The organism is Maridesulfovibrio salinus, from assembly GCF_055394525.1.
On the sequence record NZ_AP042461.1, the window covers coordinates 3,878,734 to 3,902,078 of the forward strand.

Below are 23,345 nucleotides of genomic sequence, written 5' to 3' on the forward strand. Positions count from 1 at the left end.
GGCGGTTATTATGCAGCTTCTTTCTGGTCTTTCACAGCGGAAAGGACATTCAGGAGGCCGCGGGGTACATTTGCGAGCAAGCTCACAAAGTTGGTAGGTACAGCATTCATTGTACCCAGAGTTTTGCCGAGGAGCTCTTCCTTGCTCGGGAGCTTGGAAAGCGCCTTCACGCCATCTTCGTCAAGATACTTGCCCTCAAGGGATGCGAAACGCATATCGAAAGTTTTGCTTCCTTTTGCGAAATCAGCAACTGCTTTAGCTGCCGCAACAGGATCATCATATCCGGTTACGATAGCGCAGTTTTCCTTGAATTTGTCAGCCAGTACTTCGTGATCAGTACCAGTGAAAGCCAACCGGGCCAGAGTGTTCTTGACGACTTGGCAATCGACACCGACTTTACGCAGGTTGGCGCGGAGTTCAGTAAACTCTTCTACACCAAGGCCTTTAAAGTCGGTAACGATGGCAATACTCGCCCTTTCAGCTTTTTCTTTGAGCTGCTCGATAATCTGGGCTTTTTCTTGCCTGTTCACCTTAACACTCCTAATGTTTTGACCCGGAAAGCAAGTCAAAGTGTTGTCTGGGCAGGATATTAAGGGACCATCCCTCCTGCCGTCTTCGACTAAACTTCCCGTGTATTTGTACATCAAGGGCCGCTCCTCTAAAGGAGCGGCCTATGACGATTTAGGACTCTGAATACTTGCGTGCTGCCAGAGGATCAACCTTGAAACCCGGGCCCATGGTAGTAGCCACTGCAACGGCTTTCATGTAAGTGCCTTTTGCAGCTGTGGGTTTCAGTTTGTTCACAGTTTCAAGCAGCGCTTTGAGGTTTTCAAGAAGCTTTTCAGCTCCGAAGGAAACCTTTCCGATAGGAGCGTGAAGAACACCGGCCTTATCAACCTTGAATTCTACACGACCTGCTTTTACTTCTTTAACAGCATTTGCAACATCGAAAGTTACGGTGCCGGTCTTGGCGTTAGGCATCAGACCACGAGGGCCGAGCACTCTACCAATCTGACCGACTTTTGCCATCATGTCAGGAGTGGCAATTGCCTGATCGAAATCAAGCCAGCCGCCTTTGACTTTGGCAACAAGGTCATCACCGCCGACAAAATCAGCGCCTGCTTCCTTGGCTTCCGCTTCTTTCTCTCCGCTTACGAAGCATGCTACGCGTACTTCTTTACCGAGGCCGTTAGGCAGGGTTACTGCGCCACGAACCATCTGGTCGGAGTATTTGGGATCGACACCGAGGTTGATGGCAACATCAACAGTCTCGTCGAACTTAGCAAATGCCTTATCAACCGCAGACTTTACTGCTTCTTCAACGGTCAGACCGCGAAGTTCAGCGCCTTCGGTCGCTTTTCTGTAATTTTTTCCGTGCTTAGGCATAATCTATCCCCTCACCTACTCTGTGACTTCAATGCCCATGCTGCGGGCTGTTCCCATGACGGATTTCATGGCAGCTTCAACATCGGCAGCGGTCAAGTCAGGAGCCTTGAGCTCGGCAATTTCTTGCACCTGAGCTTTGGTCACTTTACCGACCTTGTTCTTGTTGGGCTCACCGGAACCTTTCTGCAGCTTTGCAGCTTTGAGCAGAAGGGTGGAAGCCGGCGGAGTCTTGGTAATGAAGGTGAAGGATCTGTCCTGATAAACAGTAATGATCACTGGAATGATCATGCCCTTCTGATCCTGCGTTTTAGCGTTGAACGCCTTGCAGAATTCCATTATATTAACACCGTGCTGACCGAGCGCAGGACCGACCGGAGGGGACGGATTGGCTGAGCCAGCCGGGATCTGAAGCTTAATTTTGCCTATTTCTTTCTTGGCCATCGCTTTATGTCCTATATTAAATTCCAGTGAGGAAACTCACTGTCGGAAATGAATATGCAGCAGTGCGGTCAGGACTACCCTTTGGTAACCTGAACAAAGTCAAGTTCCACCGGGGTCTGGCGGCCGAAAATGGAGACTGACACCCGAAGCTTGCCTTTGTCGTAGTTGACATCTTCTACAACGCCGTTGAAACCGCTGAAAGGTCCATCTATCACCCTGACTTCATCGCCACGGTCAAAGTTGAACTTCGGTCTCGGCTGTTCCTGACGGTCTTCCATCAGGCTCAGGATCTTGGCTGCTTCGCTGTCACGCATAGGAGTCGGACGGTTTTTGCCACCGATGAATCCGGTAACGCGAGGGATAGACTGAATCAAATGCCAGGATTCATCCTCCATGATCATTTTGATCATAACATACCCGGGGTAAAACTTCCGGGTAGATGTTCTCTTTTCCCCTTTTACCAGCTCGACAACTTTTTCCGTGGGGACAATGACTTCTTCGATCAGTCCTTTGTCCTGACCGGTTCTCATCATCTCACGGACAGTCTGCTCAACCCGCTGTTCAAACCCGGAATAGGTATGAACAATGTACCAACGGGCTTTCCTTCCCTGAGGTTTTTCAGCGTCTGTGTTCATGATGCTCTTCCTCTAAGTTGGGTTGATTAAGACAGGATAACTTCAACAAGTTTGCTGAGTCCCATGTCAACAACACCCAGAAAAAGCGACATGACTACGACAAGGACCAAGACGGCGGTACAGGTCTGAATGGTCTCTTTCTGAGTAGGCCATACGACCTTTTTAATCTCAACCTTGGACTGTTCCAGGAATTCGGAAAACTCTTTGAATTTTCCGCCAATTCCAGCCGGTTCAGCCTTGGTCTGCTGAGCTCCCGCACCTTTATTTTTTTTCTTGGCCATATTGATTCCCATAAATGAAGTGGCAGGCCAGGAGGGATTCGAACCCCCAGCATTCGGTTTTGGAGACCGACGTTCTAGCCGTTGGAACTACTGGCCTGCTTTTTTATAGAGAACTACTTGGTTTCTTTGTGAAGAGTATGCTTCTTATCAAAAGGGCAAAACTTCTTCAGTTCGATACGACCAGTAGTATTCTTCTTGTTCTTCATCGTCGAATAGTTACGACGCTTACACTCGGTGCACTGCATCTGAATTTTGACACGCATGTCTTACTCCAGAATTTCAGTAACAACTCCTGCGCCTACGGTGCGGCCACCTTCGCGGATAGCGAAGCGAAGACCGGGATCCATAGCAATGGGGTTGATCATTTCAACGTTGAAGGTTGCGTTATCACCGGGCATTACCATTTCAACGCCTTCATCCAGAGTTACAACACCGGTGATGTCAGTTGTACGGAAGTAGAACTGAGGACGGTATCCGGAGAAGAAAGGAGTGTGACGTCCACCTTCGTCTTTAGACAGAACGTAAACTTCTGCTTTGAACTTGGTGTGGGGCTTGATGGTGCCGGGAGCTGCGAGAACCTGGCCGCGCTCAACTTCATCACGCTTGGTACCACGGAGGAGAACACCTACGTTGTCACCAGCCTGACCCTGGTCGAGGAGCTTACGGAACATTTCAACACCGGTACAAGTAGTCTTGGCGGTATCTTTGATACCAACGATTTCTACTTCTTCACCAACTTTGATCACACCGCGCTCTACACGACCGGTAACAACGGTACCGCGACCGGAGATGGAGAAAACGTCTTCGATGGGCATGAGGAAAGGTTTGTCGATGTCACGCTCGGGCTCTTCAATGTAAGAGTCACAAGCAGCGAGGAGATCGAGGATGGGCTTTGCAGCTTCTTCGTCTGCGCTTTCGCATTCGAGAGCTTTCAGAGCGGAACCCTGGATAACGGGAAGATCATCACCGGGGAAATCGTAGGAGGAGAGAAGTTCACGAACTTCCATTTCTACGAGCTCAAGGAGTTCTTCATCGTCAACCATGTCGCATTTGTTCAGGAATACAACGATTCCGGGAACACCAACCTGACGAGCGAGCAGGATGTGCTCACGAGTCTGAGGCATAGGACCGTCAGTAGCAGCAACAACGAGGATTGCGCCGTCCATCTGAGCTGCACCAGTGATCATGTTCTTGATGTAGTCAGCGTGACCGGGGCAGTCTACGTGAGCGTAGTGACGTGCTTCGGTTTCATATTCAACGTGAGCGGTAGCAATGGTGATGCCGCGCTCTTTTTCTTCAGGTGCTTTGTCGATTTCATCGAAAGCAACATATTCACCGGAACCGGCGAGACCTGCAACTTTAGTGATTGCAGCGGTCAGAGTGGTTTTACCGTGGTCAATGTGACCGATGGTACCGATGTTAACATGAGGCTTACCGCGTTCGAATTTAGCCTTACCCATGATAAATCCCCCTAAATTTTAATTCAGTTAGGTTTTACTGATTTAGATTTAAAGCGTTCAAGGTCATACTACACAAATGTATGGAGCCCACGACCGGACTTGAACCGGTGACCTCTTCCTTACCAAGGAAGTGCTCTACCGACTGAGCTACGTGGGCATCCTTATCAACGCGCAGGTTGGACTAGGGTAAGTATAAATGGAGCGGGAAACGGGATTCGAACCCGCAACCCTCAGCTTGGAAGGCTGATGCTCTAGCCGTTGAGCTATTCCCGCACCCTATGTCCGTAGTTAACAGCAGGCCTTCCTGCCTCCTACAGCGCGATTTCTAAAAATTATGGTGGTGGGGGGAGGATTCGAACCTCCGAAGGCGTTGCCGACAGATTTACAGTCTGTTCCCTTTGGCCACTCGGGAACCCCACCATTATATATGTTTGTTACTGGAGCTGGCGATGGGACTTGAACCCGCAACCTGCTGATTACAAATCAGCTGCTCTACCAATTGAGCTACGCCAGCCCTCGTGAGCGAATCTTTCTACAGGCTCCGTTTTCAAATTGCAAGGACTTTTTTCGTTTTTTTTCGAGCAAGTTCTTTCTGAAAACTTTTCGACCCGTCTTTCGCCGAAGCAACGAAGCGGGGTTTAAATGGAAACTGCCTCACAAGTCAACACCTTTTTTAAACTTTTTGATTTTTTTTTAAAAAAGGGCCGCCTTCAATCCCCTTTCAGAGCAGGCAGTCTTTGACTTTAAGGCGATTTGGACTTAATTCATCTTCCCCGGCACACTGCCGGACCCAAAAACTACAAAGCAATCATCAGGTACAAAAAAGAATGAACTCACTTCCCATCAGTCCAGATAAACCCTGGCTGGCGCCCCTTGCCGGTTACTCAGACCTGCCCTTTCGCATGCTCTGCCGGAAGCGGGGATGCGCTGTAGCTGTAACTGAAATGGTCAGCGTAAAAGGCCTCAAATATGACGGCAAAGGAACAAAATCCCTTTTGGCAACCTGCGCCGAGGACGCCCCGCTGGTCGTGCAGCTTTTCGGCGGGGAGCCAAACGATTATTCAGATACTATGCCTCAACTGATTGATGAGGGCTACCACTTTTTTGATTTAAACTCAGGCTGCCCTGTGAAAAAAGTTCTGAAGACCGGAGGCGGTTCCGCTCTCCATCTTGATCCGGACCGGCTTGTGGAAACAGCCCGGACCATGGTCAAGGCCGCGGGTGAAGGACGGGTCGGAGTCAAAATACGACTCGGCTTCATGATGGGGGAGGATAATTATCTTGAAATAGCCAAACGGCTTGAGGATGTCGGTGTAGCCTGGATAACCATGCACCCCAGATATTCAAAACAGATGTTTTCCGGCACAGCTGACTGGTCTAAGCTGGCAGTTCTGAAACAGAACATTTCCATTCCCGTAATAGGAAGTGGAGACCTTTTTACTGCTGAAGATGCTATTGAATGCATTAAACAGACTGGTATTGACGGTATTATGTTTGCCCGGGGAGCTTTGTATGATCCCGCAATTTTCACCCGCTATCTCAAGCTCCTTGATGATCCGTCCTGCGACAATCTTCCGCCTTTTGATCTTGGCAGGACCATGGAAGAGCATATAGTCACTACCCGCGAGTTTGATGGTAGCAGACGGTCATTTCGCAAGATTCGCTCTATTCTGCCCCGCTACGCCAAGGGAATGGACGGAATAAGAGCCATAAGGTCACGACTGACCCAATGCAGCGACTGGGACGAACTTATCGAAGCAGCCCGCACTGTATCCAGTCTCACAAGCGAACGCTGCTGAGCCTTTTAATTATTTTCCGGCACTTGTTGACGATAAGCTCCATTAAAGACTAATATATAAATAAGTAACGAATTAGCCCTTCAGAAACTTACGGAGAGATTTATGGCCCAGACCGACATTTTACTCGAAGCAGGCACCAATGAACTTGAAATCGTTGAGTTCTGGCTCGAAGAGGAACCCCGTGAGGAAGGAGAAGGTAACTATCGCGGCTTTTATGGAGTCAATGTTGCCAAGGTTCTTGAAATCATCCGCATGCCGGAAAAAGTTACCAAATTACCCAAGGTAGCTCACCCGGCTATCATGGGGACATTCAATCTCCGGAACAAGGTTATTCCGCTTGTTGACCTCAGTCACTGGCTAAAAAAACCTCGAGTTGAATCTGAGCCTCCAAAAGTAATCGTTACAGAGTTCAACAACGTATGCTCTGCTTTTCTAGTTTCAGGCGTCACCAGAATTCATCGCATCAGCTGGGAAAAAGTTGAAGCTCCCTCCAACTATGTATCAACACTGTCCGAGGATTCAATCACAGGTGTTGTTAAGTTTGACGACCGGATTTCGCTCATTCTGGACCTTGAAAAAATAGTAGCCGAGCTTAACCCGGGACTTGGTCTCCAACTTGACGACAGTATTGATTGGGGTACTCACAGCGGATACAAAGCCATAATAGCTGATGACTCCACCCTGATCAGAGAAATGCTTTTCGAAACCATGACCCGCGCTAAGTTCGCAGTTGAACTTGCTAATACCGGACGTGAATGCTTTGAGAAACTTCTTGAGATGAAACGTCGTTCCATTGAAGAGGACAAACCTATCACCGACTTCGTCAACGTTGTTATTTCTGACATTGAAATGCCGGTGATGGATGGACATAATCTGACGGTACGCATCAAAGCAGATGAAGTTCTCAAACAACTCCCGGTCATTCTGTTCTCCTCAATTATCACCGACAAACTTCGCCACAAGGGTGAATCAGTCGGAGCGGATGATCAGATATCCAAGCCCGAAGTGACCCAGCTTGCCCAGAGGGCCATAGCACTGATTGAAAGATAACCCATCAGGACAGCCAATGGTTGGCCCAACAGATATTCAGGATAAAAAACGTATTGAGCCCGCTATCAACCAGCGGGTTCAATACGTTTTGCTTATGTGTTTTTCCGTAGCTATCGGAATCGCGGCGGCAATGGGCGCTTTTTTCTTTCGCTGGCTTATCGAACTTTTTCAAAGCACATTTTGGGTCCAAGGCAACAGCTTCCTTGATCAGGTTGCCGCATCACCATGGTGGCTTGTTCTCTTGCTGCCCTGTGGCGGTGGGCTCCTCGCAGGAGTAATTATTACGAAATGGGCTCCGGAGGCCAGAGGCCCGGGGGTCCCCGAAGTGATTAAAGCAATCGCCGTCCGTGGCGGAGTGATACGCCACAGGATAACATTTCTCAAAGCACTTGTTACCAGCCTGCTCATCGGCTGCGGAGCTTCTGTCGGACGGGAGGGACCGGTTGTCCAGATTGGAGCTTCTTTAGGATCTTCAGCCGCCCGGATTTTCAGACTGGACAGGTCAATGCTTCCTGTCTGTGTTGCTGCCGGAGCTGCGGCGGGAATTGCAGCGACCTTCAACGCTCCCCTGACCGGAACCCTTTTCGCGATTGAAATTCTTTTGCTTGATACCGAGATGTCCTATGTGAGCCATATAATAGTGGCTTCAGTGACCGCTTCCGCGCTTTCCAAGCTCTTCTGGGGAGATTTCCCAACATTCGATGCGCCCAGATTTTTTTTCAACAACTTTGAGGAATTGATTATTTTTTTTATTCTGGGGGTCCTTTCGGGCATTGTTTCTCTCGCATTTGTACATATGATCAGGCTTACAGAAAATATTTTTGAACACTTACCCGTACCGGAATGGACCAAGCCGGGTATCGGGGGACTGTTACTAGGCATCATCGGCATGCACATTCCAGGGATTATGGGAGTAGGTTATGAAGCGGTGGGCATGGGACTGGAAGGAGTTCTCCCCCTTGGCATGGCAGTGATAATCCTGCTTGCCAAAATGACAGCCACATCTTTATGCATCGGCTCAGGAATGAGCGGCGGTATATTCGCCCCTTCCCTGGTTCTGGGGGCGGCACTCGGAACCTCGGTGAGTTCATCGATAAACATGCTGTTTCCTGAACTTGCCCTGACCCATGGACAATACGCACTTGTAGGTATGGGAACTGTTGTGGCCGGAACGACTCTGGCTCCTATCACAGCAGTTCTTACCGTGTTTGAACTGACCTATTCATACAAAATAATATTGCCCATGATGGTAGGATGCATTACCAGCGCGCTTGTTGTGCGTTTGCTGAAAGGATATTCCGTTTATGAAGCCAAACTTTTACGCCAGGGAATCAATATCCTGCGGGGCCATGATGAATCTATTCTGGTAAATGTTTCCGTCTCTGAAATCATGGAAGATGATTTTGATTACCTGCGGGTTGATGACAGCCTCAAAAAAGCATCTTCAATGGTCATAGACTCCCCTTTTCCCCACTTCCCTGTTCTGGATGAAAATCGTAAAGTCGTGGGGGTGCTGACTTTGCGGGACATGCGTTCATGGCTGAAGGGCGACAGGGAAATCAGTGGATTTCCCCCGATAGTAGATTCGGTTATGATTAGAACAGTTGTGTCAGTTGGTTGTGATTCTAACTTAAAGGAAACGCTCATGATCTTTGAAAAGACCGGAGTTTCATTTCTGCCGGTTATCGATAAGCAAGGCAAAATATGCGGTATTATCAAGTCCCGTGACGCATTCAAACTCTTCAGGGAAAAACGTTATAAAAACCGGATTCTATCCTCATCAATCTAATTTCCGTTTCTGCTGCAATCCGAATACTCAATGACCAAAATCTCCCCTTTTCTTCTTTCTTCATTGAAATAAAACCCCGCAAGATACCGGCATCCGCCCCGGCAGAACGGACTGCTTTCCGTTGCTCCTGCTATTTTATCGAAACCTGAATTAAGATACATAAAATACTCTTTCAAACTGTGATCACTGCCCACAGCGCAGCTTTCAATTCTTTTGCCTATAAAATCACCGGAGCGCCCGACAAAGCGAGAACTCAGCTGTTTCCCAGAGGCACTGAGTACAAATGCTGTCACAACCTCATCATTCTTCCTGACCATATGTTCCAGAATCTTGTTAGTTCCCACAGCATCTGCCGCTAATGTCAGTTTATTCATCGTTTTTTTAAGCAGCAGATGATAGCGGCAGAAATGATCATGCCCTACTTTGAATGACTCTGCTTCCTTATCACGGCAGGCGGAATTCAGGCGGGTAACCCGGCTGTTAAAGCTTTCTTTTTTCTTGCCGCCGGTATCTGTATAAAAGTATCCCTGCTGGAGCGTAACCCCTGCGAGGGCAAGGGCGGTTGCCTCCTGCTCCGTCTCAACCCCTTTGGCTATAGGCTGTACTCCGGCCCTGCGACATCCGTGAGCAGCACTTTTTACATTATCAACCACCTGAGCAGACTTATCAATTCCATCATAAAAACTGCGGTCTATTTTAACAAAGTCAGGTTTGATCAGTAATGTCAGTTCTCTGCTCCTGACATTTTCCTGAATGCTGTCCAGACAGATCCTATAATTCAGCTGCTTAAGTTTTTTGATATGTACAACCGGAATCTGATCAGCCAACTGCGCTACATCAAACTCGAAGACGATAAGCTTCGGACTGTAATGGAAGGGAGTCAATGAACTTGCAGGATCACATCTGGCAAAATCCTTCGAATTATAAATATTACTGTTAACGTTGAGAAACAGAAGCATATCTTTGAATCTGTTATTGATAGTTTCAAAGGACTCCAGACTCTCCTTATGACAAAGCAGTTCAAGATCGTACTGCTCCTTCATGGGAAGTTTTTCATTAAAAAGGACTCCGGCATCGGCAATAGTCCGGCCTTCCCGGTCTACTCCCCTTGAAAAGGCCTCAAAACCGACGATACCTTTACTCTCAACCGATACCAACGGTTGAAAATAGATAGCAATCCCCTGCTCATCAAGTACCCTGCGGACAGTTTCAGCCTGCTCCATTTCAGATGCATCACCCAATATCTTTCCCCTTGTATATCAATTACCTAATCCTCCTGGGTCTGCTTTTCCTTATAGAACAAAAGCAGTATAGACCCTTTTCTGGAATCATCACGATAAAAATGACCGTAGACATAGCGGTGCCTTTCCTGGCAAAAAGGGGAGAATTCCATAATTCCTGCACATTTGTCTATACCTGTATTGTAATACATGAAGTAATCTTCGTAACTGTGATCGCTTCCAACAGCGGTAGGTTCAATGCGCATTCCAACCCGGTCACCGGCACGTCCCACAACCAGCCTGCTCAACTGCTTTCCAGACTCATTCATTATAAATGCCGCAACCAGTTCCGGTGTGCGTCTGGCTACATCTTCCAGAATTTCATTCATTCGTTCGGATTCTTCCTGCTGCAGCCTCGAAATGGTATTTTTGAGCAAAAGATGAATCGAACTGAATTGTTCCTGCAATGCCTTAAGAGTTGCTTTTCTACGTTCGCGCAAAAATGAATTAATCCGTGTAACCTTATCAGTGAAATTGTCACCGTTATCACTTTTGTCTGAATAAAAATATCCCTGCTGCAAGCAGATTCCAGCTTCAAGAAGTCCATGAGCCTCCTCCTCCGTCTCGACCCCCTTGGCAATGACCATTACTCCGGCCTGCCTGAACATGCGAACTATAAACCGGAAAAGTTCCCTGACTTTTTCTGATTTTTCAATCCCCTTGTATTGTGTGCGGTCAACTTTCACAAAATCAGGCCTCACCATGAAAAGGTGTTCCCTGCACCCCTTTCGGAGATCGCTGTTATCGATGGAAATTCTATATCCGTCTTTCTGCAGTTTTCTGATAAGTTCCAATGGCGCATTTTTCACCAACTGATCCGAGTCAAATTCAAAAACAATCATCCTCGGATTATACCTGAATTCATCCTGATATTTAAGTGGATTAGTATCCTTAAGATCGTCTTTTGAATACAAGCCTGCATTAATGTTCAAAAACAGGAGCATTGTGTGATATTTCTCATAAATCGGCTTGTATGCCGACAAACTCTTTTTGAGACAAAGGTCTTCCACACTTCGCTGGGCCTTCTCCGGTAAAGATTCATGGAAAAGACATCCGGCATCCGCCAGCGTGCCGCCTTCTTCATCAACCCCTCTTGAAAAAGCTTCAAACCCAACAATTCCTTTACTGGAAAGAGAAACAAGAGGTTGAAAATAAACAGCAATACCCTCTTCAGCTACAATTCGTCCAACGGCTTCAATGCACTGCTTGAGTTCATTTGTCACGTAATCCTCCATTTTGCAGCAATACTAGCATAAAATCATAATTATATAAGCACAAAAAAACCCGCCTCATAGCGAAGCGGGTTTTAACTCTCTATACAATTAATTCTGATCAGCAGATTCTTGGAAGCTGTTCGCCCTCAAGCATATTCAGCAGTCTTTTACCGCCTAACGGAGTTACCAGCACCACCTTACCGGGATTAGCATCGGTTATTGTACCAATTTGACACGCGTCCTGACCGAGTTCGTCTGCACGCATAATCTCAAGAGCCTTTTCAGCATGTTCCTGAGGCAGGATACACAAAAATTTACCTTCATTGGCAAGATACAAAGGATCAAGACCAAGGAACGAACAACCTCCCGAGACCTCCGCCTTAACCGGAATTTTAGATTCCTCAAGCTCACAACAGACATTGGAACTTATTGTGATCTCATTGAGAGTGGTTGCCAGTCCGCCACGAGTAGGATCACGCAGGACGTGGATTTCAGGAATTTCACGAACCAGTTTGACCAGCAGATGATTAAGGGAAGCACTATCGCTCTTGACATTGGATTCCAGTGAAAGACCTTCCCGAGTCCCCAGAATAGTCAGACCGTGATCCCCCATGGTTCCGCTGACAAGGACTGCGTCGCCGACAGTGGCCCGGTCTCCGCTCGGCGCAGGATCGGCTATGATTTCGCCGACTCCCGTGGTGTTGATAAAAATTTTATCAACCATACCTTTGGGCACAACCTTGGTATCACCGGTCACAATATTAACCCCGGCATGCCTGCATGCCTCTCCCATGGAGGCGACAATCCGCTCCAGATCAGCCATGGGCAGTCCTTCTTCGATAATATACGCACAGGTCATATATTTCGGAATAGCCCCAAGCATGGCTACATCATTGACGGTCCCGTGAACTGCGAGAGAACCGATATCCCCCCCGGGGAAAAAAATGGGATCAACCGTGAAACTATCAGTGCTTACGGAAATTCTGCCATTCAACTGAAGTGAAGCAGCATCGTTGAGCCTATCGAGTTCCGGATTGGCAAAATGCTTTAAAAAAAGGTCGGAAATAAGACGCTGGGATGCTCTGCCTCCGGAACCGTAATCGAGTAAAACCTTATCAGACATATCTAATCTACTTTGTATTTGAAGTAAGCCGCACAGCTTCCTTCGGTTGAAACCATACACGGACCGACCGGCTTTGCAGGAGTACACCCCTTGCCGAATAAGGGACAGTCTTCCGGTGTCATTTTACCCTTCAGCACATCTCCACACTTGCAGCCCGGCAGTGGCGGACACTCGCCAATACCCAGATCAAAGATTTTCTTGGCGTCAAATTCTGCAAACTCTTCGCGAAATTCCAGCCCGCTCCCCGGTATGGTTCCAATACCGCGCCAAAGGGCGTCCGACTTTTCAAAGACCTGATACATGACATCCACCGCTTTAGGGTTGCCATTTTCAGAAACCGCGCGGGTGTACTGGTTTACGGTTTCAGGATTTTTCTTTTTCGACGAACGGATCATGAGCAGAAGCGCCTGCAGGATGTCAACAGGATCAAAACCGGTTACAACTGCAGGTTTCCCATATTTCTCACCGATGAAATCATAAGGATGAATTCCGATTACCGTTGAGACATGTCCGGGCAGGATGAAACCGTCAATCCGGGTTTCGGGATCGGAAATCAATACATCCAGGGCTGGCGGAACCAGCTTATGGAAGGAAAGGACCTTGAAATTACGAAGCCCTTCCTGTTTAGCCATCAACACCGTAGCGGCAATGGTAGGAGCAGTGGTTTCAAAACCAACCCCAAGAAAAATCACAGTGCTCTGAGGATTCTTGCGGGCCAGCTCAAGGGCATCGAACGGAGAGTATATTATCTCTACCCTTGCACCGTCAGCCTGCGCGTTTTTGAGGCAGTGGCCGTTCGCACCGGGAACTTTCATCAAGTCCCCGAAAGTCGCGATGATCACATCCTCTTTTTCGGCCAGTTCAAGAAATGCATTTACCTCGGATTCATGAGTGACACAGACCGGACATCCGGGACCGCTGAGATGAACAACTTCCTCAGGCAGAACAGAATGAAGACCGCTTCTAAAGATCGCGACCGTATGGGTCCCGCAAACTTCCATGAACCTTATTTCACCGTCTATTTCCCCTTTCAGACGGGCCAGCAATTCCTTGCACAGCTCAGGGTCCTTAAATTTTTCCAGAATCTCTAGTGACAAACCTTACCCCCAAGTTAATTTTTCCCTATAACCAGATTCAACCTCTTAATGACAAGCAGAGCAAATATTCCCGCAGGAACCTCCGGCATCCCCACACTTATAACGAAGTTTCAAAACTTTATGCATCCAACCAAAATATCATTCGATTTTGAAACCACTTATGTTTTCAATATACCCATTCCCGCCCGGTAACAACCCCGGCCGAATGCAAATTTTATGTATAAAAAAACTCCGCTCTGGTGGCGGAGTTTTTAAGAATCAAATCAGAAATATCAAATCAAAGATCATTTACTGGTGCAACGTTTGATAACCTCTTCGAACTCGGCTTTATCTATCGGCTTCGGAAGAAAATATGTTGCTCCAAGAGCTAATAAATTCGAGATGTCTGAAACCCCCACAACAGCTGACATGATAACAATCGGAAGATCCATGAACTGGGAATCTCCGCGCAGGGTCTGCACCAACTGCCTCCCGTCCATCTCGGGCATCATTATGTCAGTGACGAGCACATCAAAATTATTCTCAGCCTTGAGAGCCTCATAAGCATGCTTGCCATGGGGACTCACAAAAGGGATATGACCAAGATCTTCAACAAATCGTGCAGCAAGTTTCTGCGATATTTTATCATCTTCAGCAATCAGGACTTTACGCATGGTTCACCCCGTATCTTTTCATTAATATCTTAATTAAACCTAATAATTTAATATTGTAAAGAAATATCAATTAAGAGGCGATTTCAAATTTTATGGACCTGACTTTTGGATTGTAGTAATTTAACAATAATAACCCTATTTGATGCGATTCTTTTTAATTAAACTTCAGGAGCCACCGCCATGGCAAAAACTGACATCCTATTGGAAACCGGGACCAACGAGCTTGAAATTCTGGAATTTTATATCGATATCCCCGAATCAGAAGATGGCCCGGAAACCAGATGCCACTTCGGCGTAAACGTTGCCAAGGTAATGCAGGTTATTGAAAGCCCTGAGCTTGAGCACCCCGAATCAGCCGAACATCCCTGCTTCATGGGAACAATCCCTCTGCGCAACCATATCCTTCCTGTGCTTGACCTTGCTGTCTGGCTTGGAATGGAACGAAAAGCTCAGAAGTATGATATCGTCATAGTCACGGAATTCAGTCAGACCGTATCAGGTTTTCAGGTCAGCGGGGTAACGGAAATTCACCGGGTCGGCTGGCAGCAGGTTCTTTCACCCGATAGATTCATGAGTAGTTTTGACGACAGCTGCATTGTGGGAATCGTTGAGCGAGAGGACAGATTCATCCAACTGCTGGATCTTGAATCAATTCTTGCAGACCTCGACCCGACACTTGGAGGAGACCTTGGAGCACCATCAATGGTTGCGTCCGAGGCATACGCGGCTCTTGTCTGCGATGACTCCCCCACGATTAGGGCCATGCTTCACCAGAGTCTGGATCAGGCGAACTTCAGGCACTCCATAGTGAACAACGGAGAGGAAGCTCTCAACGCGCTCAAGCAGGTAAAGCTCGCGTCAAAGCAGGAAGGCCGTCCCGTAACAGACTATGTTGAAATAGTAATATCCGACATTGAGATGCCGCTGATGGACGGCTTCAGCCTTACCAAATGGATAAGGGAAGATGATGATCTCAAGCATCTGCCAGTCATTCTCTACTCTTCTATTATAACGAAGGAACTGCGCCACAAAGGAGACTCGGTCGGAGCTGATGAACAGATTTCAAAACCGGATCTGCATCTTTTACCTGAAAAGGCTATCAAGTTGATAGAATCAAAAAAAGGCCGGAGAGCTTATTGACCATAGATCCACTTTTTATTGAGTGGTCAAGAGTCTTCTGACCGGGACCTGATATAAATTTCAGCGGCCCTCTGTTTTTGGAGGGCCGTTTTTTCTTGCGCAGATCTGAAACCCGTCATATTTTCATACCTGAACAATATTATTATCCACCGTCTTTGAATTGTCAGACGGTATTCAGCAATCTTCGCCTATGGAGGAAAATAAATGGAAGATGTGAGAGTATACGGAGATGTTCACGGCCTTTCTGAAGAAGACTTCGAGGACATCAAACTGGAACTCCCCTTTGAGAAAATCGTGTACAAAGATAAAGTTCTAAACGTTGATTTCGAAGGCCACTACATCGATATAGAAGACTTTCTTGATGAATTGGTCAAAAGGCTCCCGCCTGAAGGATGGGCCAAAGTGGATTTTATCGATCACATTGACTGGCAGTTGACTCGTTACGAAATCAACGGAAACAAACTGACTTCACGAATCGTCAATGTTGACGCGGTGCTTGAACCGACCAAGAACGAGGCAGGTCAAAGGTAGCAAGTGGCAACACAGTCGTTTCAGCCAGTATTTATTAAAGTAAAAACCCGCCATGTGTATGATCACATGGCGGGTTTGAAATTTTATGAATCAGGTAATTACGCTCAGTAGTTTATGACTCTTACCTCGGTTGCCTTAGGTGCTATATCTTCGTCAATTATTTCAAATACAACCTTTTCTCCAACACTAAGGGTTTTAAATCCGTCACGGATGACCTCGGAGTAGTGCACATAAATATCCCGGCCGTCTTCATCTACGATGAATCCGAATCCTCTGATATCGTTAAACCAGCTGACAACACCCTTTGAACTCATACATCCCCCGGAAAGTCTTCCGGTTTTCTGAAAAATTATTTCATACGGAAAGTTATCCGCCCCCGCGTCAGGTCGTATGGAGACAACTCCACCTTCACCCGGTCTCCGGGCAGAATACGGATATAGTGCTTACGCATCTTCCCTGAAATATGTCCCAGGACCTCAAATCCATTTTCCAGTTCAACACGGAACATGGCGTTGGGCAATGCTTCCTGCACAACACCTTCCACCTCTATGGCTTCTTCCTTGGCCATGATTTCCTCCATCTAACGCAGCATGATTTCAAGCAGCCACAACCTTTCAGACTCATCCTTTGATTTTTTTACAAATTTAGAGAGCTTAAGGCAAGATGGAAAATCATATCTTTGGGCAGGAATTACCAGTTACCGGATTTACCTAGTCTGTCCAGAGCATCCATAATCTCTTCAACCAGTCGGTTCAAAGAACGGCGGTTTACTGCAGTTGCCGGAATACCTTGCGGATAACTGCTGCTCATCATTTCACGCTGTTCATCATCCAGGCGATCCCATTTGTTGAGCACAAGAATCTGCACAACGTCATGCAACTCCATATCCTCAAGGATTCTGTTCACTGCAGAAATATGCTCCTCCACTTCCGGATGGGAAACATCACAAACATGCAACAGAACATCCGCTGCTTCCAGTTCCTCAAGAGTAGCCCGGAAAGCTTCCTTGAGTTCCTTTGGAAGCTGACGGATAAACCCTACAGTATCAGTCAGGATCAATTCCTGATCACGGGGAAAACGGATACGCCTGCTGGTGGGATCAAGTGTTGCGAACAGCTTGTCTTCCGCAATAACCCCGCTGTTGGTCAGCGTGTTCAGCAAGGTGGATTTACCCGCGTTGGTATACCCGACAAGTGAAACAACAGGAACTCCGGCACTGGCACGGCGGTCACGGGTATATCCCCGCTGCTTGCTGACCTTTTTAAGTTCATTGCCCAGCTTGGTCAGCTTGTCCTTAATCCGGCGGCGGTCAATCTCCAGTTTTGTTTCACCGGGTCCTCGTCCGCCAATCCCGCCCATTAAACGAGACATGGCGCGGTTCTTACCAACCAGACGCGGCATGGTATATTTGAGCTGGGCCATTTCCACCTGAAGCTTACCTGCGCGGGTAGTTGCATGCTGGGCAAAAATATCAAGTATGAGCTGGGTGCGATCGATTATCTTGCGTTCCGTAAGCTTAGCAAGATTTCGCATCTGGGCGGCAGAAAGTTCCTGGTCGAAGAGAACCACTTCGGCATCCGCTTGCAGGGCAAGAACTTCAAGTTCAGCGAGTTTACCCTTGCCCATGATAAATTTGGGATTGGGTTTGCGGATACGCTGAACAAGCCGCCCTTCAACTTTCAACCCTGCGGTGTCAGCAAGATCTTCCAACTCGTCAAGCGAACGCTCCTGAACAGACTTAGGGTCTTGTGAAACACTGACCACAATTGCCCGTTCACGTTTATCTGTGGTGTCACGGGTACGGTCGGCGCGACGAAATTCGTCTTCCAGAGCTTTAATCTGGGAAGGTAGATCAATATCAGCTCGATCCCAGCGGACTGGGGCTAATTGCTCATAAGGCTTGTCACCCGCACCGGGAGGAAGAAGGTAGGCGTATTGGACAAAATCAGGCTCACCGTGAGGCGATGAAGCCAGAACGGTGACACTGTCCAGACGCAGGAAAACCATGTCCATGAGATCTTCCTCGGACAGGTTTTCACCGGAAATATGAGTATGCAGGAGTCTAAGTCCCCGCAGCCTGCCTTCAGACTGGCGGGATCTGGGAAGCTCCGGAATATAGATTGAGCCGGGATCACCCACCAGAATCATTTCCGGCCTGCCTTGACGGTTGATGAGAAGACCTATCTGACGGCCTATCTCATGACTGAGAAATGCCAGTTCGCGGGCCTGTTCATTTGAAAAACCGCATGGGTCGCTGTAACGGCGGTCTGCAAGGCGGTTGATACGTTTCAACTCACTGGGCTTAAGGCCCTGAGTGTTTCCTTTGGCTTTAAGAGCTATGGTAGTATTCCTTTTTTATATTTGCTTCTGGCGGCTCTCCGAAGGGCAAAGAAACTTTTGGAAAATTTTCTCTGCACTCTTCAAAAAATTTAAAAAGGCTTCGCCGCCGTTAGCATAAATTTATTCAAAAATATAAGACTGCATTATAGTCAACTTTACCTTAGAAGCAATATTTACCTTAACGCACACACCTCAAACCTACCCTGCGAAGCATAATAAAAGCGCATTTTGGGAAGAGGGAGAGGAGGCCGGAGGCAAACAAAATGCGGACGGTCAGAAAATTGACCGTCCGCATAAAAATCTTAAGCGTCGTGATCTGCCAAATATTTGGCGATCATGGAATCGTATTCAGAAACCAGCGCGAATGTTTCCGCTGCCAGATCCTTTCTAAGTGCCAGAGACACTTTTCCGTCATTCTTCTTCATGTCTTCAAGAATTCGGGGATAGTGCACCGGACTGGGGACAACCAGAACAGAATGAAAATTCTTCGCTGAAGCACGCAGCATAGTAGGCCCGCCGATGTCAATCTGTTCAACAGCGTTCCTCAGGTCCTGCCCTTCGCTTACAGCCTTGGCAAAATTGTACAGGTTTACACAAACCATATCGATCGTCTTGATTCCGTGTTCCTCAAGAGTCGACAGGTGTTCAGGGTTGTCCTTGTCCGCAAGCAGGCCACCATGCACATTCGGGTGCAGGGTTTTGACACGTCCGCCCATAATTTCAGGGAATCCGGTTACATCGCTGACGGATTTCACATCAAGTCCGGCATCAAGAAGCATCTTTCTGGTGCCGCCGGTGCTGATAAGTTCAACACCATAGCCGACCAGTTCGGACGCAAATTCAGCAAGCCCGGACTTATCGGTAACACTCAAAATACCGCGTTTGACAGGTAGCATATCCATAACACATCTCCAGGGTAATTGTTTTTTGTGGAGTTGTGCCGGATTTATGCTCCAATTGCAAGCATCCGCAGCCCTGACGTCTCCCAAAGGAATCATTCTCTTCCTTGTGGCTGTCCCCGTTCCTGAACAACTCAGGAACGGGACCAACCGGGAGGGGAGTCGGCTTTATGTAAAGGAACCGTGTGCTAGATCTGATCCAGCAGTTCCTTGGCCGCTTCGTTTGCGGGATCCATTTCAAGGATCATTTCAAGCTGTTCAACAGCCTTATCTTTCTGGTCCATGCAGATGTACAGACCAGCAAGCGAATAGCGGACTTCGTGCTTTTCAGGCTCCACATCAAGGAATCTTTCCAGGAAAGGAGCTGCTTCGGCAACTTTGTCGGATTCATGACCGATACGGATAATTCCAAACAGGGCAACCATATTGCTCGGATTGATTCCAAGAGCCTCTGCGAAATTTTCAAATGCTTCTTCCTGACGGGCGGTTTCCATCTGGATGAGCCCCATTCCGGCAAAGCTTTTGTCGGTAGCTTCAACACTGTGGGCCTTTTCGTAAAGAGCCATGGCAGTATCATACTCACCACGTTGCACAGCGATGGTTGCAAGCCCGATGTACGGATCAGGATGCACACCGTTCGAGCCGGCGGCCTTCTTGTAGTAATCTTCTGCCTTGTCCAGTTCACCCATGAACAGGTAGCACTCGCCTAATTCTTTGTTAATTTCATAATCCAGGTGACTCATAATCCCCTCCAGTAAATATTTACCGTCAGCCTTATGTGGCGGCATTTTATTCGGCCTTTATTGACCTGCCTGACTTAATGCAACCCATGTGCCAAAACCAAGATCCACTCCCCCTACATTATAAAGAGACCAACTTTCCCCCTGCCTGTTTTCCGACACCAGCACTCTACAACACCCAGCTACTAACAACTTAACCATTAAATTACAGTATATTACAAACATGGAACACCTTTTGCTATACCTCTGACAACATAAATCGAACACAATTTTCCGCACTGAAACCGTACCGGGCAATTTTTGCAGGAGGATAGATAAATGAAAGGACTTTTCGGAAGCCATATAGATTTGACAGCCAAGGTACTGGACCTGAGACTGCAGCGTCAGAATCTCGTCGCCTCTAACCTGGCTAACGTCAATACCCCCGGCTACAAGGAAAAGCGGCTTGAGTTTGAAGGCGAACTGCAAAAAGCCCTCGGTCTGGATGCAAAAGGCAAAATGACCAAGACCAGCGAAATGCACATTCCCGCTGCGTTCCATGCAGACAAATTCAGCGGCAAGTTTCTCTCCAGCTTTGAACCCAGAGTGGTTCACGGCGAGAATGCTGTAGACATGGACAAAGAAATGACCACCATGGCCAAAAACACTCTTCAGTACAACGCTCTGACCCAGGTCATCTCCAAAAATTTTGAAGGAATGAAAAAGATCATCCAGAGCGGAGCCAGATAGGGGATAATTAAATGAACTTCATGACTGCATTAGATATCGGAGCATCAGGTCTCAAGGCCCAGAGAGAGTATCTGAACGTTGTGTCCATGAACATGGCGAACTCCAGAACCACCCGCACCGAAGACGGAGGTCCATACCGCCGTAAAAGTGTCGCCATGGAGTCCAGTCCTCTGCTCTCTCCCTTTGATTCTGTAATGAATCAGGAAATGAATAAACAGCTCCGCGGGGTAACGGTAAGGGGCATCGTCAATGACACCCGCCCTTTCAAAGAAGTATTCGAGCCCAACCACCCGGATGCCAACGCAGAAGGTATAGTCCGCTACCCGGACATCAACGTGGTTGAAGAAATGGTCAACATGATCACGATCAGTAAATCATACGAGGCCAACGCACAGGCTGTTGAATCAGCCAAAAGAATGTTCAACCGAGCTCTGCGCATAGGCATGCGTTAAGGCTGACAGATAAACGACAGCACCCCGATAAGGAGAAGTACAATGGCCATCAAAAACGTAGCAATGCAGGCATACACCAATGCCCTGAAGACCCAGCAGCAGTTTGAGAAAAAGTTCGACAAGACCATGAACATGGACAAAGCCGACCCGAACTCTTTCTCCGAAACAATGACCAACTCCCTTAAAGGAGTTAACGATCTTCAGTCAGAAAAGAAGGCAATGATCGAGGACTTTGCTTCAGGAAAAAACCAGAATGTCCATGAATTAATGATCTCCCTGCAGAAGGCCAGTGTTGCCATGACCATGACTTCAACTGTGCGAACAAAAGTCATGACCGCTTATCAGGAAGTAATGAAGATGCCTTTCTAGGCCGGAAAGTGCATAAGCTGTTGTTTACCTTTGCGGGGTTGAAATTCCTTCAGGTATTTCCCCCTGACCTTTTTCTCCACAGTGCAGAGGATTCCACCTCTGCACTGACATTCAAACACTCTTTGATTCGGCAGCAGATTGCCGATTCAAGGAGATGTTGACGTTCCTCCGGCATCTGCCACAGCACAAACAGGTGACCGTTTTTTGTCACCATTAACACCCCACCTTCACAAAACCCAAAAAACACTCCACAAACAACTAAATTTAAACAACAAAATTCAATTGGACTACATATTGCTACAACTCTTGAAAAATCGTCAGGAGTTTTACTATGCCCAATTTCATCACTGAGTATCTGGATAAATTCAAAGGTTTCTGGTCCAACCGCACTGTCTCCCAGAGAATCCTTATCGGAGGTCTGGCAGCAACAGTTGTAATCGCCTTTATACTGATGGTGTTCTGGCTCAATCAGACTGAGTACCGAGTCCTTTACACCAAACTGTACGCAGAGGACGCGTCCCGCGTTGTTTCCATTCTGCAGTCCACCAAAGAACCTTACAAGATTCAGGATAACGGCTCCACCATTCTGGTCCCGGCGGACCGGGTCTATGACCTGCGCCTGAAAATCGCCGGAGAGGGAGCTCTTCACGGTCAGGGCATCGGTTACGAGATTTTTGATGAAGTTCAGATCGGGCAGACGGATTTTATCCAGCGAATAAATTACCAGCGAGCCCTCCAGGGTGAGCTGGCCAGAACTATCAGTGAATTTCCTCAGGTTGAAAGGGCCCGTGTACATCTCGTACTCCCTGCCAAATCATTATTCATCGAAGAACAGGCAGAGCCTTCCGCTTCAGTTGTTCTGAAACTCAAAGAAGGCGAAAAGCTTTCCGAAAAGCAGGTTAAAGGCGTGCTCAACCTCGTTGTTATGTCTGTTGAAGGCCTCAAGCCCGCAGCGGTAACAATTACCGACATGCGTGGGCAGGTTCTCTACCAGCCGGAAGAAGACGGCGGAATCGGGCTTAATGTCAGCAACAGCCAGCTTGAATACAAATCAGGCATCGAGTCAAAAATAGAACAGCGCATTCAGCGTCTGCTCATGCCCATAGTCGGTCCTGATAAAGTCATAGCCAAAGTTAATGCCGAACTGGATTTCAGACAGCGTACCATTAAAAAGGAAACCTACGATCCTGACGGTCAGGTTGCACGCTCCGAACAGACCAGCGAAGAAAACACCAGAGGAACTGCCAATGTTGACGGCGGCGTACCTGAAGCCAACTTCCGCGGAGACGGATTCACCGGAACCGCGACCACTCAGGACTCTACCCGTGAGACAAGGACCACCAACTACGAAATCAACAAGGAAGAACAGCAGATAGTAGTGCCAGTGGGCGAAGTAAAGAGACTCAGTGTGGCGGTCATAGTTGACGGTATCTACAATAAAGACCCTGACACCGGCGAAGTAACTTATGTGCCCCGCTCAGAAGAAGAAATGCAGCGCATCCGTGAACTGGTCCGCAATGCGGTGGGTTATGATGAAGTACGCGGAGACTCCCTTGAAGTGTCCAATATGTCCTTCGGAATGCAGGATCTCTTCGGTGACGAAGGACTCATGCGGACCATGCTGGAATACGCTCAGCGACTCGGCAAGCCCTTCCTTAACGGACTGCTTATCTTCCTCTTCCTGATTCTTGTAGTACGCCCGGTTGTCATGGCTCTGATCAAGCCCCGTGTGGCTGAAGAAGAAATCGAAGAAGTGGCAGGACTGCCCGAAGCAGGAGAAAGACTTGCTCTTGATGACGCAGACCTTGACGAAGAGGCGCTTGATACGGCACGTAAGCTAGAGAACGCCAAAGCTCAGGCTCTGCAACTTTCGGAAAAGAATATGGATCAGGCGGTGCAGGTGCTGAAGGGTTGGCTGAAGCAGGAGGCTGCATAAA

At 47.8% G+C, this 23,345-nt stretch carries 26 protein-coding genes and 5 tRNA genes; 9 read left to right on the plus strand and 22 right to left on the minus strand.

Annotated features, from left to right (window positions below; genetic code table 11):
- Positions 1–8: 8 nt before the first annotated feature.
- The 12 genes from rplJ to ACZ5PW_RS17910 all read right to left on the minus strand — a co-directional run bounded on the left by rplJ (position 9) and on the right by ACZ5PW_RS17910 (position 4,717).
- On the minus strand, positions 9–530 hold the full coding sequence (gene rplJ / locus ACZ5PW_RS17855; RefSeq protein WP_464556222.1) for a 50S ribosomal protein L10: 522 nt from the start codon (positions 528–530) through the stop codon (positions 9–11).
- Between the two features lie 151 nt (positions 531–681).
- Positions 682–1,386, minus strand: coding sequence for a 50S ribosomal protein L1 (gene rplA / locus ACZ5PW_RS17860; RefSeq protein ID WP_464556226.1), 705 nt, complete (start codon positions 1,384–1,386; stop codon positions 682–684).
- A 15-nt stretch (positions 1,387–1,401) separates the two neighbouring features.
- Positions 1,402–1,827, minus strand: coding sequence for a 50S ribosomal protein L11 (gene rplK / locus ACZ5PW_RS17865; protein ID WP_464556229.1), 426 nt, complete (start codon positions 1,825–1,827; stop codon positions 1,402–1,404).
- Between the two features lie 74 nt (positions 1,828–1,901).
- Positions 1,902–2,462, minus strand: a complete 561-nt coding sequence (gene nusG, locus ACZ5PW_RS17870; RefSeq protein ID WP_464556231.1) for a transcription termination/antitermination protein NusG — start codon at positions 2,460–2,462, stop codon at positions 1,902–1,904.
- Between the two features lie 26 nt (positions 2,463–2,488).
- A complete protein-coding gene (gene secE, locus ACZ5PW_RS17875; protein WP_464556233.1) occupies positions 2,489–2,743 on the minus strand; it encodes a preprotein translocase subunit SecE in 255 nt (84 codons plus the stop codon).
- 20 nt (positions 2,744–2,763) lie between these two features.
- Positions 2,764–2,840, minus strand: a tRNA-Trp gene (locus tag ACZ5PW_RS17880).
- Positions 2,841–2,856: 16 nt separating this feature from the next.
- Complete coding sequence (gene rpmG, locus ACZ5PW_RS17885) at positions 2,857–3,006, minus strand: 50S ribosomal protein L33 (protein WP_464556234.1); 150 nt, start codon at positions 3,004–3,006, stop codon at positions 2,857–2,859.
- A 3-nt stretch (positions 3,007–3,009) separates the two neighbouring features.
- Positions 3,010–4,203 carry an elongation factor Tu gene (gene tuf / locus ACZ5PW_RS17890; protein WP_464556235.1) on the minus strand — a complete coding sequence of 398 codons (1,194 nt, stop codon included), beginning with the start codon at positions 4,201–4,203 and terminating at the stop codon, positions 3,010–3,012.
- 81 nt (positions 4,204–4,284) lie between these two features.
- Positions 4,285–4,360: transfer RNA gene (locus tag ACZ5PW_RS17895), tRNA-Thr, on the minus strand.
- Positions 4,361–4,400: 40 nt separating this feature from the next.
- A tRNA-Gly gene (locus tag ACZ5PW_RS17900) sits at positions 4,401–4,476 on the minus strand.
- Positions 4,477–4,538: 62 nt separating this feature from the next.
- Positions 4,539–4,623: transfer RNA gene (locus tag ACZ5PW_RS17905), tRNA-Tyr, on the minus strand.
- An 18-nt stretch (positions 4,624–4,641) separates the two neighbouring features.
- Positions 4,642–4,717 (minus strand) — tRNA-Thr (locus tag ACZ5PW_RS17910).
- Between the two features lie 313 nt (positions 4,718–5,030).
- Between ACZ5PW_RS17910 and ACZ5PW_RS17915 the strand changes: the two genes are divergently transcribed.
- The 3 genes from ACZ5PW_RS17915 to ACZ5PW_RS17925 all read left to right on the plus strand — a co-directional run bounded on the left by ACZ5PW_RS17915 (position 5,031) and on the right by ACZ5PW_RS17925 (position 8,841).
- Positions 5,031–6,002: a tRNA dihydrouridine synthase gene (locus ACZ5PW_RS17915; RefSeq protein ID WP_464556236.1), complete on the plus strand. Its 972-nt coding sequence runs from the start codon at positions 5,031–5,033 to the stop codon at positions 6,000–6,002.
- Positions 6,003–6,104: 102 nt separating this feature from the next.
- Entirely contained in the window at positions 6,105–7,052 is a 948-nt protein-coding gene (locus ACZ5PW_RS17920; protein WP_464556238.1) for a chemotaxis protein, read from the plus strand.
- Between the two features lie 16 nt (positions 7,053–7,068).
- Positions 7,069–8,841 (plus strand): chloride channel protein, encoded by a 1,773-nt coding sequence (locus ACZ5PW_RS17925; protein ID WP_464556240.1) that lies wholly within the window; start codon positions 7,069–7,071, stop codon positions 8,839–8,841.
- On the opposite strand, the gene ACZ5PW_RS17930 is transcribed toward ACZ5PW_RS17925, so the two are convergent.
- From ACZ5PW_RS17930 to ACZ5PW_RS17950, 5 genes are all read right to left on the minus strand, one after another.
- The gene (locus tag ACZ5PW_RS17930) at positions 8,838–10,082 is read right to left on the minus strand and encodes an EAL domain-containing protein (RefSeq protein ID WP_464556242.1); all 1,245 of its coding nucleotides are present in this window, start codon (positions 10,080–10,082) and stop codon (positions 8,838–8,840) included. The genes ACZ5PW_RS17925 and ACZ5PW_RS17930 overlap by 4 nt on opposite strands.
- A gap of 26 nt (positions 10,083–10,108) precedes the next feature.
- Positions 10,109–11,344 (minus strand): EAL domain-containing protein, encoded by a 1,236-nt coding sequence (locus tag ACZ5PW_RS17935; protein WP_464556243.1) that lies wholly within the window; start codon positions 11,342–11,344, stop codon positions 10,109–10,111.
- Positions 11,345–11,453: 109 nt separating this feature from the next.
- Positions 11,454–12,458, minus strand: a complete 1,005-nt coding sequence (gene hypE / locus ACZ5PW_RS17940; protein ID WP_464556245.1) for a hydrogenase expression/formation protein HypE — start codon at positions 12,456–12,458, stop codon at positions 11,454–11,456.
- Positions 12,459–12,460: 2 nt separating this feature from the next.
- On the minus strand, positions 12,461–13,555 hold the full coding sequence (gene hypD, locus ACZ5PW_RS17945) for a hydrogenase formation protein HypD (RefSeq protein ID WP_464556247.1): 1,095 nt from the start codon (positions 13,553–13,555) through the stop codon (positions 12,461–12,463).
- 284 nt (positions 13,556–13,839) lie between these two features.
- Complete coding sequence (locus ACZ5PW_RS17950) at positions 13,840–14,208, minus strand: response regulator (RefSeq protein ID WP_464556249.1); 369 nt, start codon at positions 14,206–14,208, stop codon at positions 13,840–13,842.
- Between the two features lie 180 nt (positions 14,209–14,388).
- Between ACZ5PW_RS17950 and ACZ5PW_RS17955 the strand changes: the two genes are divergently transcribed.
- Both ACZ5PW_RS17955 and ACZ5PW_RS17960 read left to right on the plus strand, forming a co-directional pair.
- A complete protein-coding gene (locus ACZ5PW_RS17955; RefSeq protein ID WP_464556251.1) occupies positions 14,389–15,348 on the plus strand; it encodes a chemotaxis protein in 960 nt (319 codons plus the stop codon).
- Between the two features lie 204 nt (positions 15,349–15,552).
- Positions 15,553–15,879 carry a hypothetical protein gene (locus tag ACZ5PW_RS17960; protein ID WP_464556253.1) on the plus strand — a complete coding sequence of 109 codons (327 nt, stop codon included), beginning with the start codon at positions 15,553–15,555 and terminating at the stop codon, positions 15,877–15,879.
- Between the two features lie 104 nt (positions 15,880–15,983).
- On the opposite strand, the gene ACZ5PW_RS17965 is transcribed toward ACZ5PW_RS17960, so the two are convergent.
- The 5 genes from ACZ5PW_RS17965 to ACZ5PW_RS17985 form a co-directional block, all read right to left on the minus strand.
- Positions 15,984–16,193, minus strand: a complete 210-nt coding sequence (locus ACZ5PW_RS17965) for a cold-shock protein (protein ID WP_464556254.1) — start codon at positions 16,191–16,193, stop codon at positions 15,984–15,986.
- A gap of 35 nt (positions 16,194–16,228) precedes the next feature.
- Positions 16,229–16,447 carry a translation initiation factor IF-1 gene (gene infA, locus ACZ5PW_RS17970; protein WP_464556255.1) on the minus strand — a complete coding sequence of 73 codons (219 nt, stop codon included), beginning with the start codon at positions 16,445–16,447 and terminating at the stop codon, positions 16,229–16,231.
- Between the two features lie 122 nt (positions 16,448–16,569).
- On the minus strand, positions 16,570–18,171 hold the full coding sequence (hflX, locus tag ACZ5PW_RS17975; RefSeq protein ID WP_464556256.1) for a GTPase HflX: 1,602 nt from the start codon (positions 18,169–18,171) through the stop codon (positions 16,570–16,572).
- 350 nt (positions 18,172–18,521) lie between these two features.
- Positions 18,522–19,121: an IMP cyclohydrolase gene (locus tag ACZ5PW_RS17980; RefSeq protein WP_464556258.1), complete on the minus strand. Its 600-nt coding sequence runs from the start codon at positions 19,119–19,121 to the stop codon at positions 18,522–18,524.
- A gap of 185 nt (positions 19,122–19,306) precedes the next feature.
- A complete protein-coding gene (locus tag ACZ5PW_RS17985; RefSeq protein WP_464556259.1) occupies positions 19,307–19,861 on the minus strand; it encodes a tetratricopeptide repeat protein in 555 nt (184 codons plus the stop codon).
- A 315-nt stretch (positions 19,862–20,176) separates the two neighbouring features.
- Here ACZ5PW_RS17985 and flgB point away from each other — a divergent pair, with 315 nt between their 5' ends.
- The 4 genes from flgB (at position 20,177) to fliF (ending at position 23,344) form a co-directional block, all read left to right on the plus strand.
- Positions 20,177–20,587 carry a flagellar basal body rod protein FlgB gene (gene flgB / locus ACZ5PW_RS17990; protein ID WP_464556260.1) on the plus strand — a complete coding sequence of 137 codons (411 nt, stop codon included), beginning with the start codon at positions 20,177–20,179 and terminating at the stop codon, positions 20,585–20,587.
- A gap of 11 nt (positions 20,588–20,598) precedes the next feature.
- A complete protein-coding gene (gene flgC / locus ACZ5PW_RS17995) occupies positions 20,599–21,039 on the plus strand; it encodes a flagellar basal body rod protein FlgC (protein WP_464556261.1) in 441 nt (146 codons plus the stop codon).
- A 42-nt stretch (positions 21,040–21,081) separates the two neighbouring features.
- On the plus strand, positions 21,082–21,408 hold the full coding sequence (gene fliE, locus ACZ5PW_RS18000; protein ID WP_464556262.1) for a flagellar hook-basal body complex protein FliE: 327 nt from the start codon (positions 21,082–21,084) through the stop codon (positions 21,406–21,408).
- Positions 21,409–21,739: 331 nt separating this feature from the next.
- Positions 21,740–23,344: a flagellar basal-body MS-ring/collar protein FliF gene (gene fliF, locus ACZ5PW_RS18005; RefSeq protein ID WP_464556264.1), complete on the plus strand. Its 1,605-nt coding sequence runs from the start codon at positions 21,740–21,742 to the stop codon at positions 23,342–23,344.
- Position 23,345 lies beyond the last annotated feature (1 nt).

Excerpts from the sequence above, each read along its gene's own strand:
- nusG (WP_464556231.1), bottom strand. The coding sequence starts at position 2,462 with ATGAACACAGACGCTGAAAAACCTCAGGGAAGGAAAGCCCGTTGGTAC.
- ACZ5PW_RS17985 (WP_464556259.1), bottom strand. The coding sequence starts at position 19,861 with ATGAGTCACCTGGATTATGAAATTAACAAAGAATTAGGCGAGTGCTAC.
- ACZ5PW_RS17950 (WP_464556249.1), bottom strand. The coding sequence starts at position 14,208 with ATGCGTAAAGTCCTGATTGCTGAAGATGATAAAATATCGCAGAAACTT.
- fliE (WP_464556262.1), top strand. The coding sequence starts at position 21,082 with ATGGCCATCAAAAACGTAGCAATGCAGGCATACACCAATGCCCTGAAG.
- ACZ5PW_RS17925 (WP_464556240.1), top strand. The coding sequence starts at position 7,069 with ATGGTTGGCCCAACAGATATTCAGGATAAAAAACGTATTGAGCCCGCT.
- secE (WP_464556233.1), bottom strand. The coding sequence starts at position 2,743 with ATGGCCAAGAAAAAAAATAAAGGTGCGGGAGCTCAGCAGACCAAGGCT.
- ACZ5PW_RS17965 (WP_464556254.1), bottom strand. The coding sequence starts at position 16,193 with ATGAGTTCAAAGGGTGTTGTCAGCTGGTTTAACGATATCAGAGGATTC.
- tuf (WP_464556235.1), bottom strand. The coding sequence starts at position 4,203 with ATGGGTAAGGCTAAATTCGAACGCGGTAAGCCTCATGTTAACATCGGT.
- hypE (WP_464556245.1), bottom strand. The coding sequence starts at position 12,458 with ATGTCTGATAAGGTTTTACTCGATTACGGTTCCGGAGGCAGAGCATCC.
- rplA (WP_464556226.1), bottom strand. The coding sequence starts at position 1,386 with ATGCCTAAGCACGGAAAAAATTACAGAAAAGCGACCGAAGGCGCTGAA.
- ACZ5PW_RS17915 (WP_464556236.1), top strand. The coding sequence starts at position 5,031 with ATGAACTCACTTCCCATCAGTCCAGATAAACCCTGGCTGGCGCCCCTT.
- flgB (WP_464556260.1), top strand. The coding sequence starts at position 20,177 with ATGAAAGGACTTTTCGGAAGCCATATAGATTTGACAGCCAAGGTACTG.
- ACZ5PW_RS17920 (WP_464556238.1), top strand. The coding sequence starts at position 6,105 with ATGGCCCAGACCGACATTTTACTCGAAGCAGGCACCAATGAACTTGAA.
- rpmG (WP_464556234.1), bottom strand. The coding sequence starts at position 3,006 with ATGCGTGTCAAAATTCAGATGCAGTGCACCGAGTGTAAGCGTCGTAAC.
- flgC (WP_464556261.1), top strand. The coding sequence starts at position 20,599 with ATGAACTTCATGACTGCATTAGATATCGGAGCATCAGGTCTCAAGGCC.
- rplK (WP_464556229.1), bottom strand. The coding sequence starts at position 1,827 with ATGGCCAAGAAAGAAATAGGCAAAATTAAGCTTCAGATCCCGGCTGGC.
- ACZ5PW_RS17980 (WP_464556258.1), bottom strand. The coding sequence starts at position 19,121 with ATGGATATGCTACCTGTCAAACGCGGTATTTTGAGTGTTACCGATAAG.
- ACZ5PW_RS17960 (WP_464556253.1), top strand. The coding sequence starts at position 15,553 with ATGGAAGATGTGAGAGTATACGGAGATGTTCACGGCCTTTCTGAAGAA.
- infA (WP_464556255.1), bottom strand. The coding sequence starts at position 16,447 with ATGGCCAAGGAAGAAGCCATAGAGGTGGAAGGTGTTGTGCAGGAAGCA.
- ACZ5PW_RS17955 (WP_464556251.1), top strand. The coding sequence starts at position 14,389 with ATGGCAAAAACTGACATCCTATTGGAAACCGGGACCAACGAGCTTGAA.
- fliF (WP_464556264.1), top strand. The coding sequence starts at position 21,740 with ATGCCCAATTTCATCACTGAGTATCTGGATAAATTCAAAGGTTTCTGG.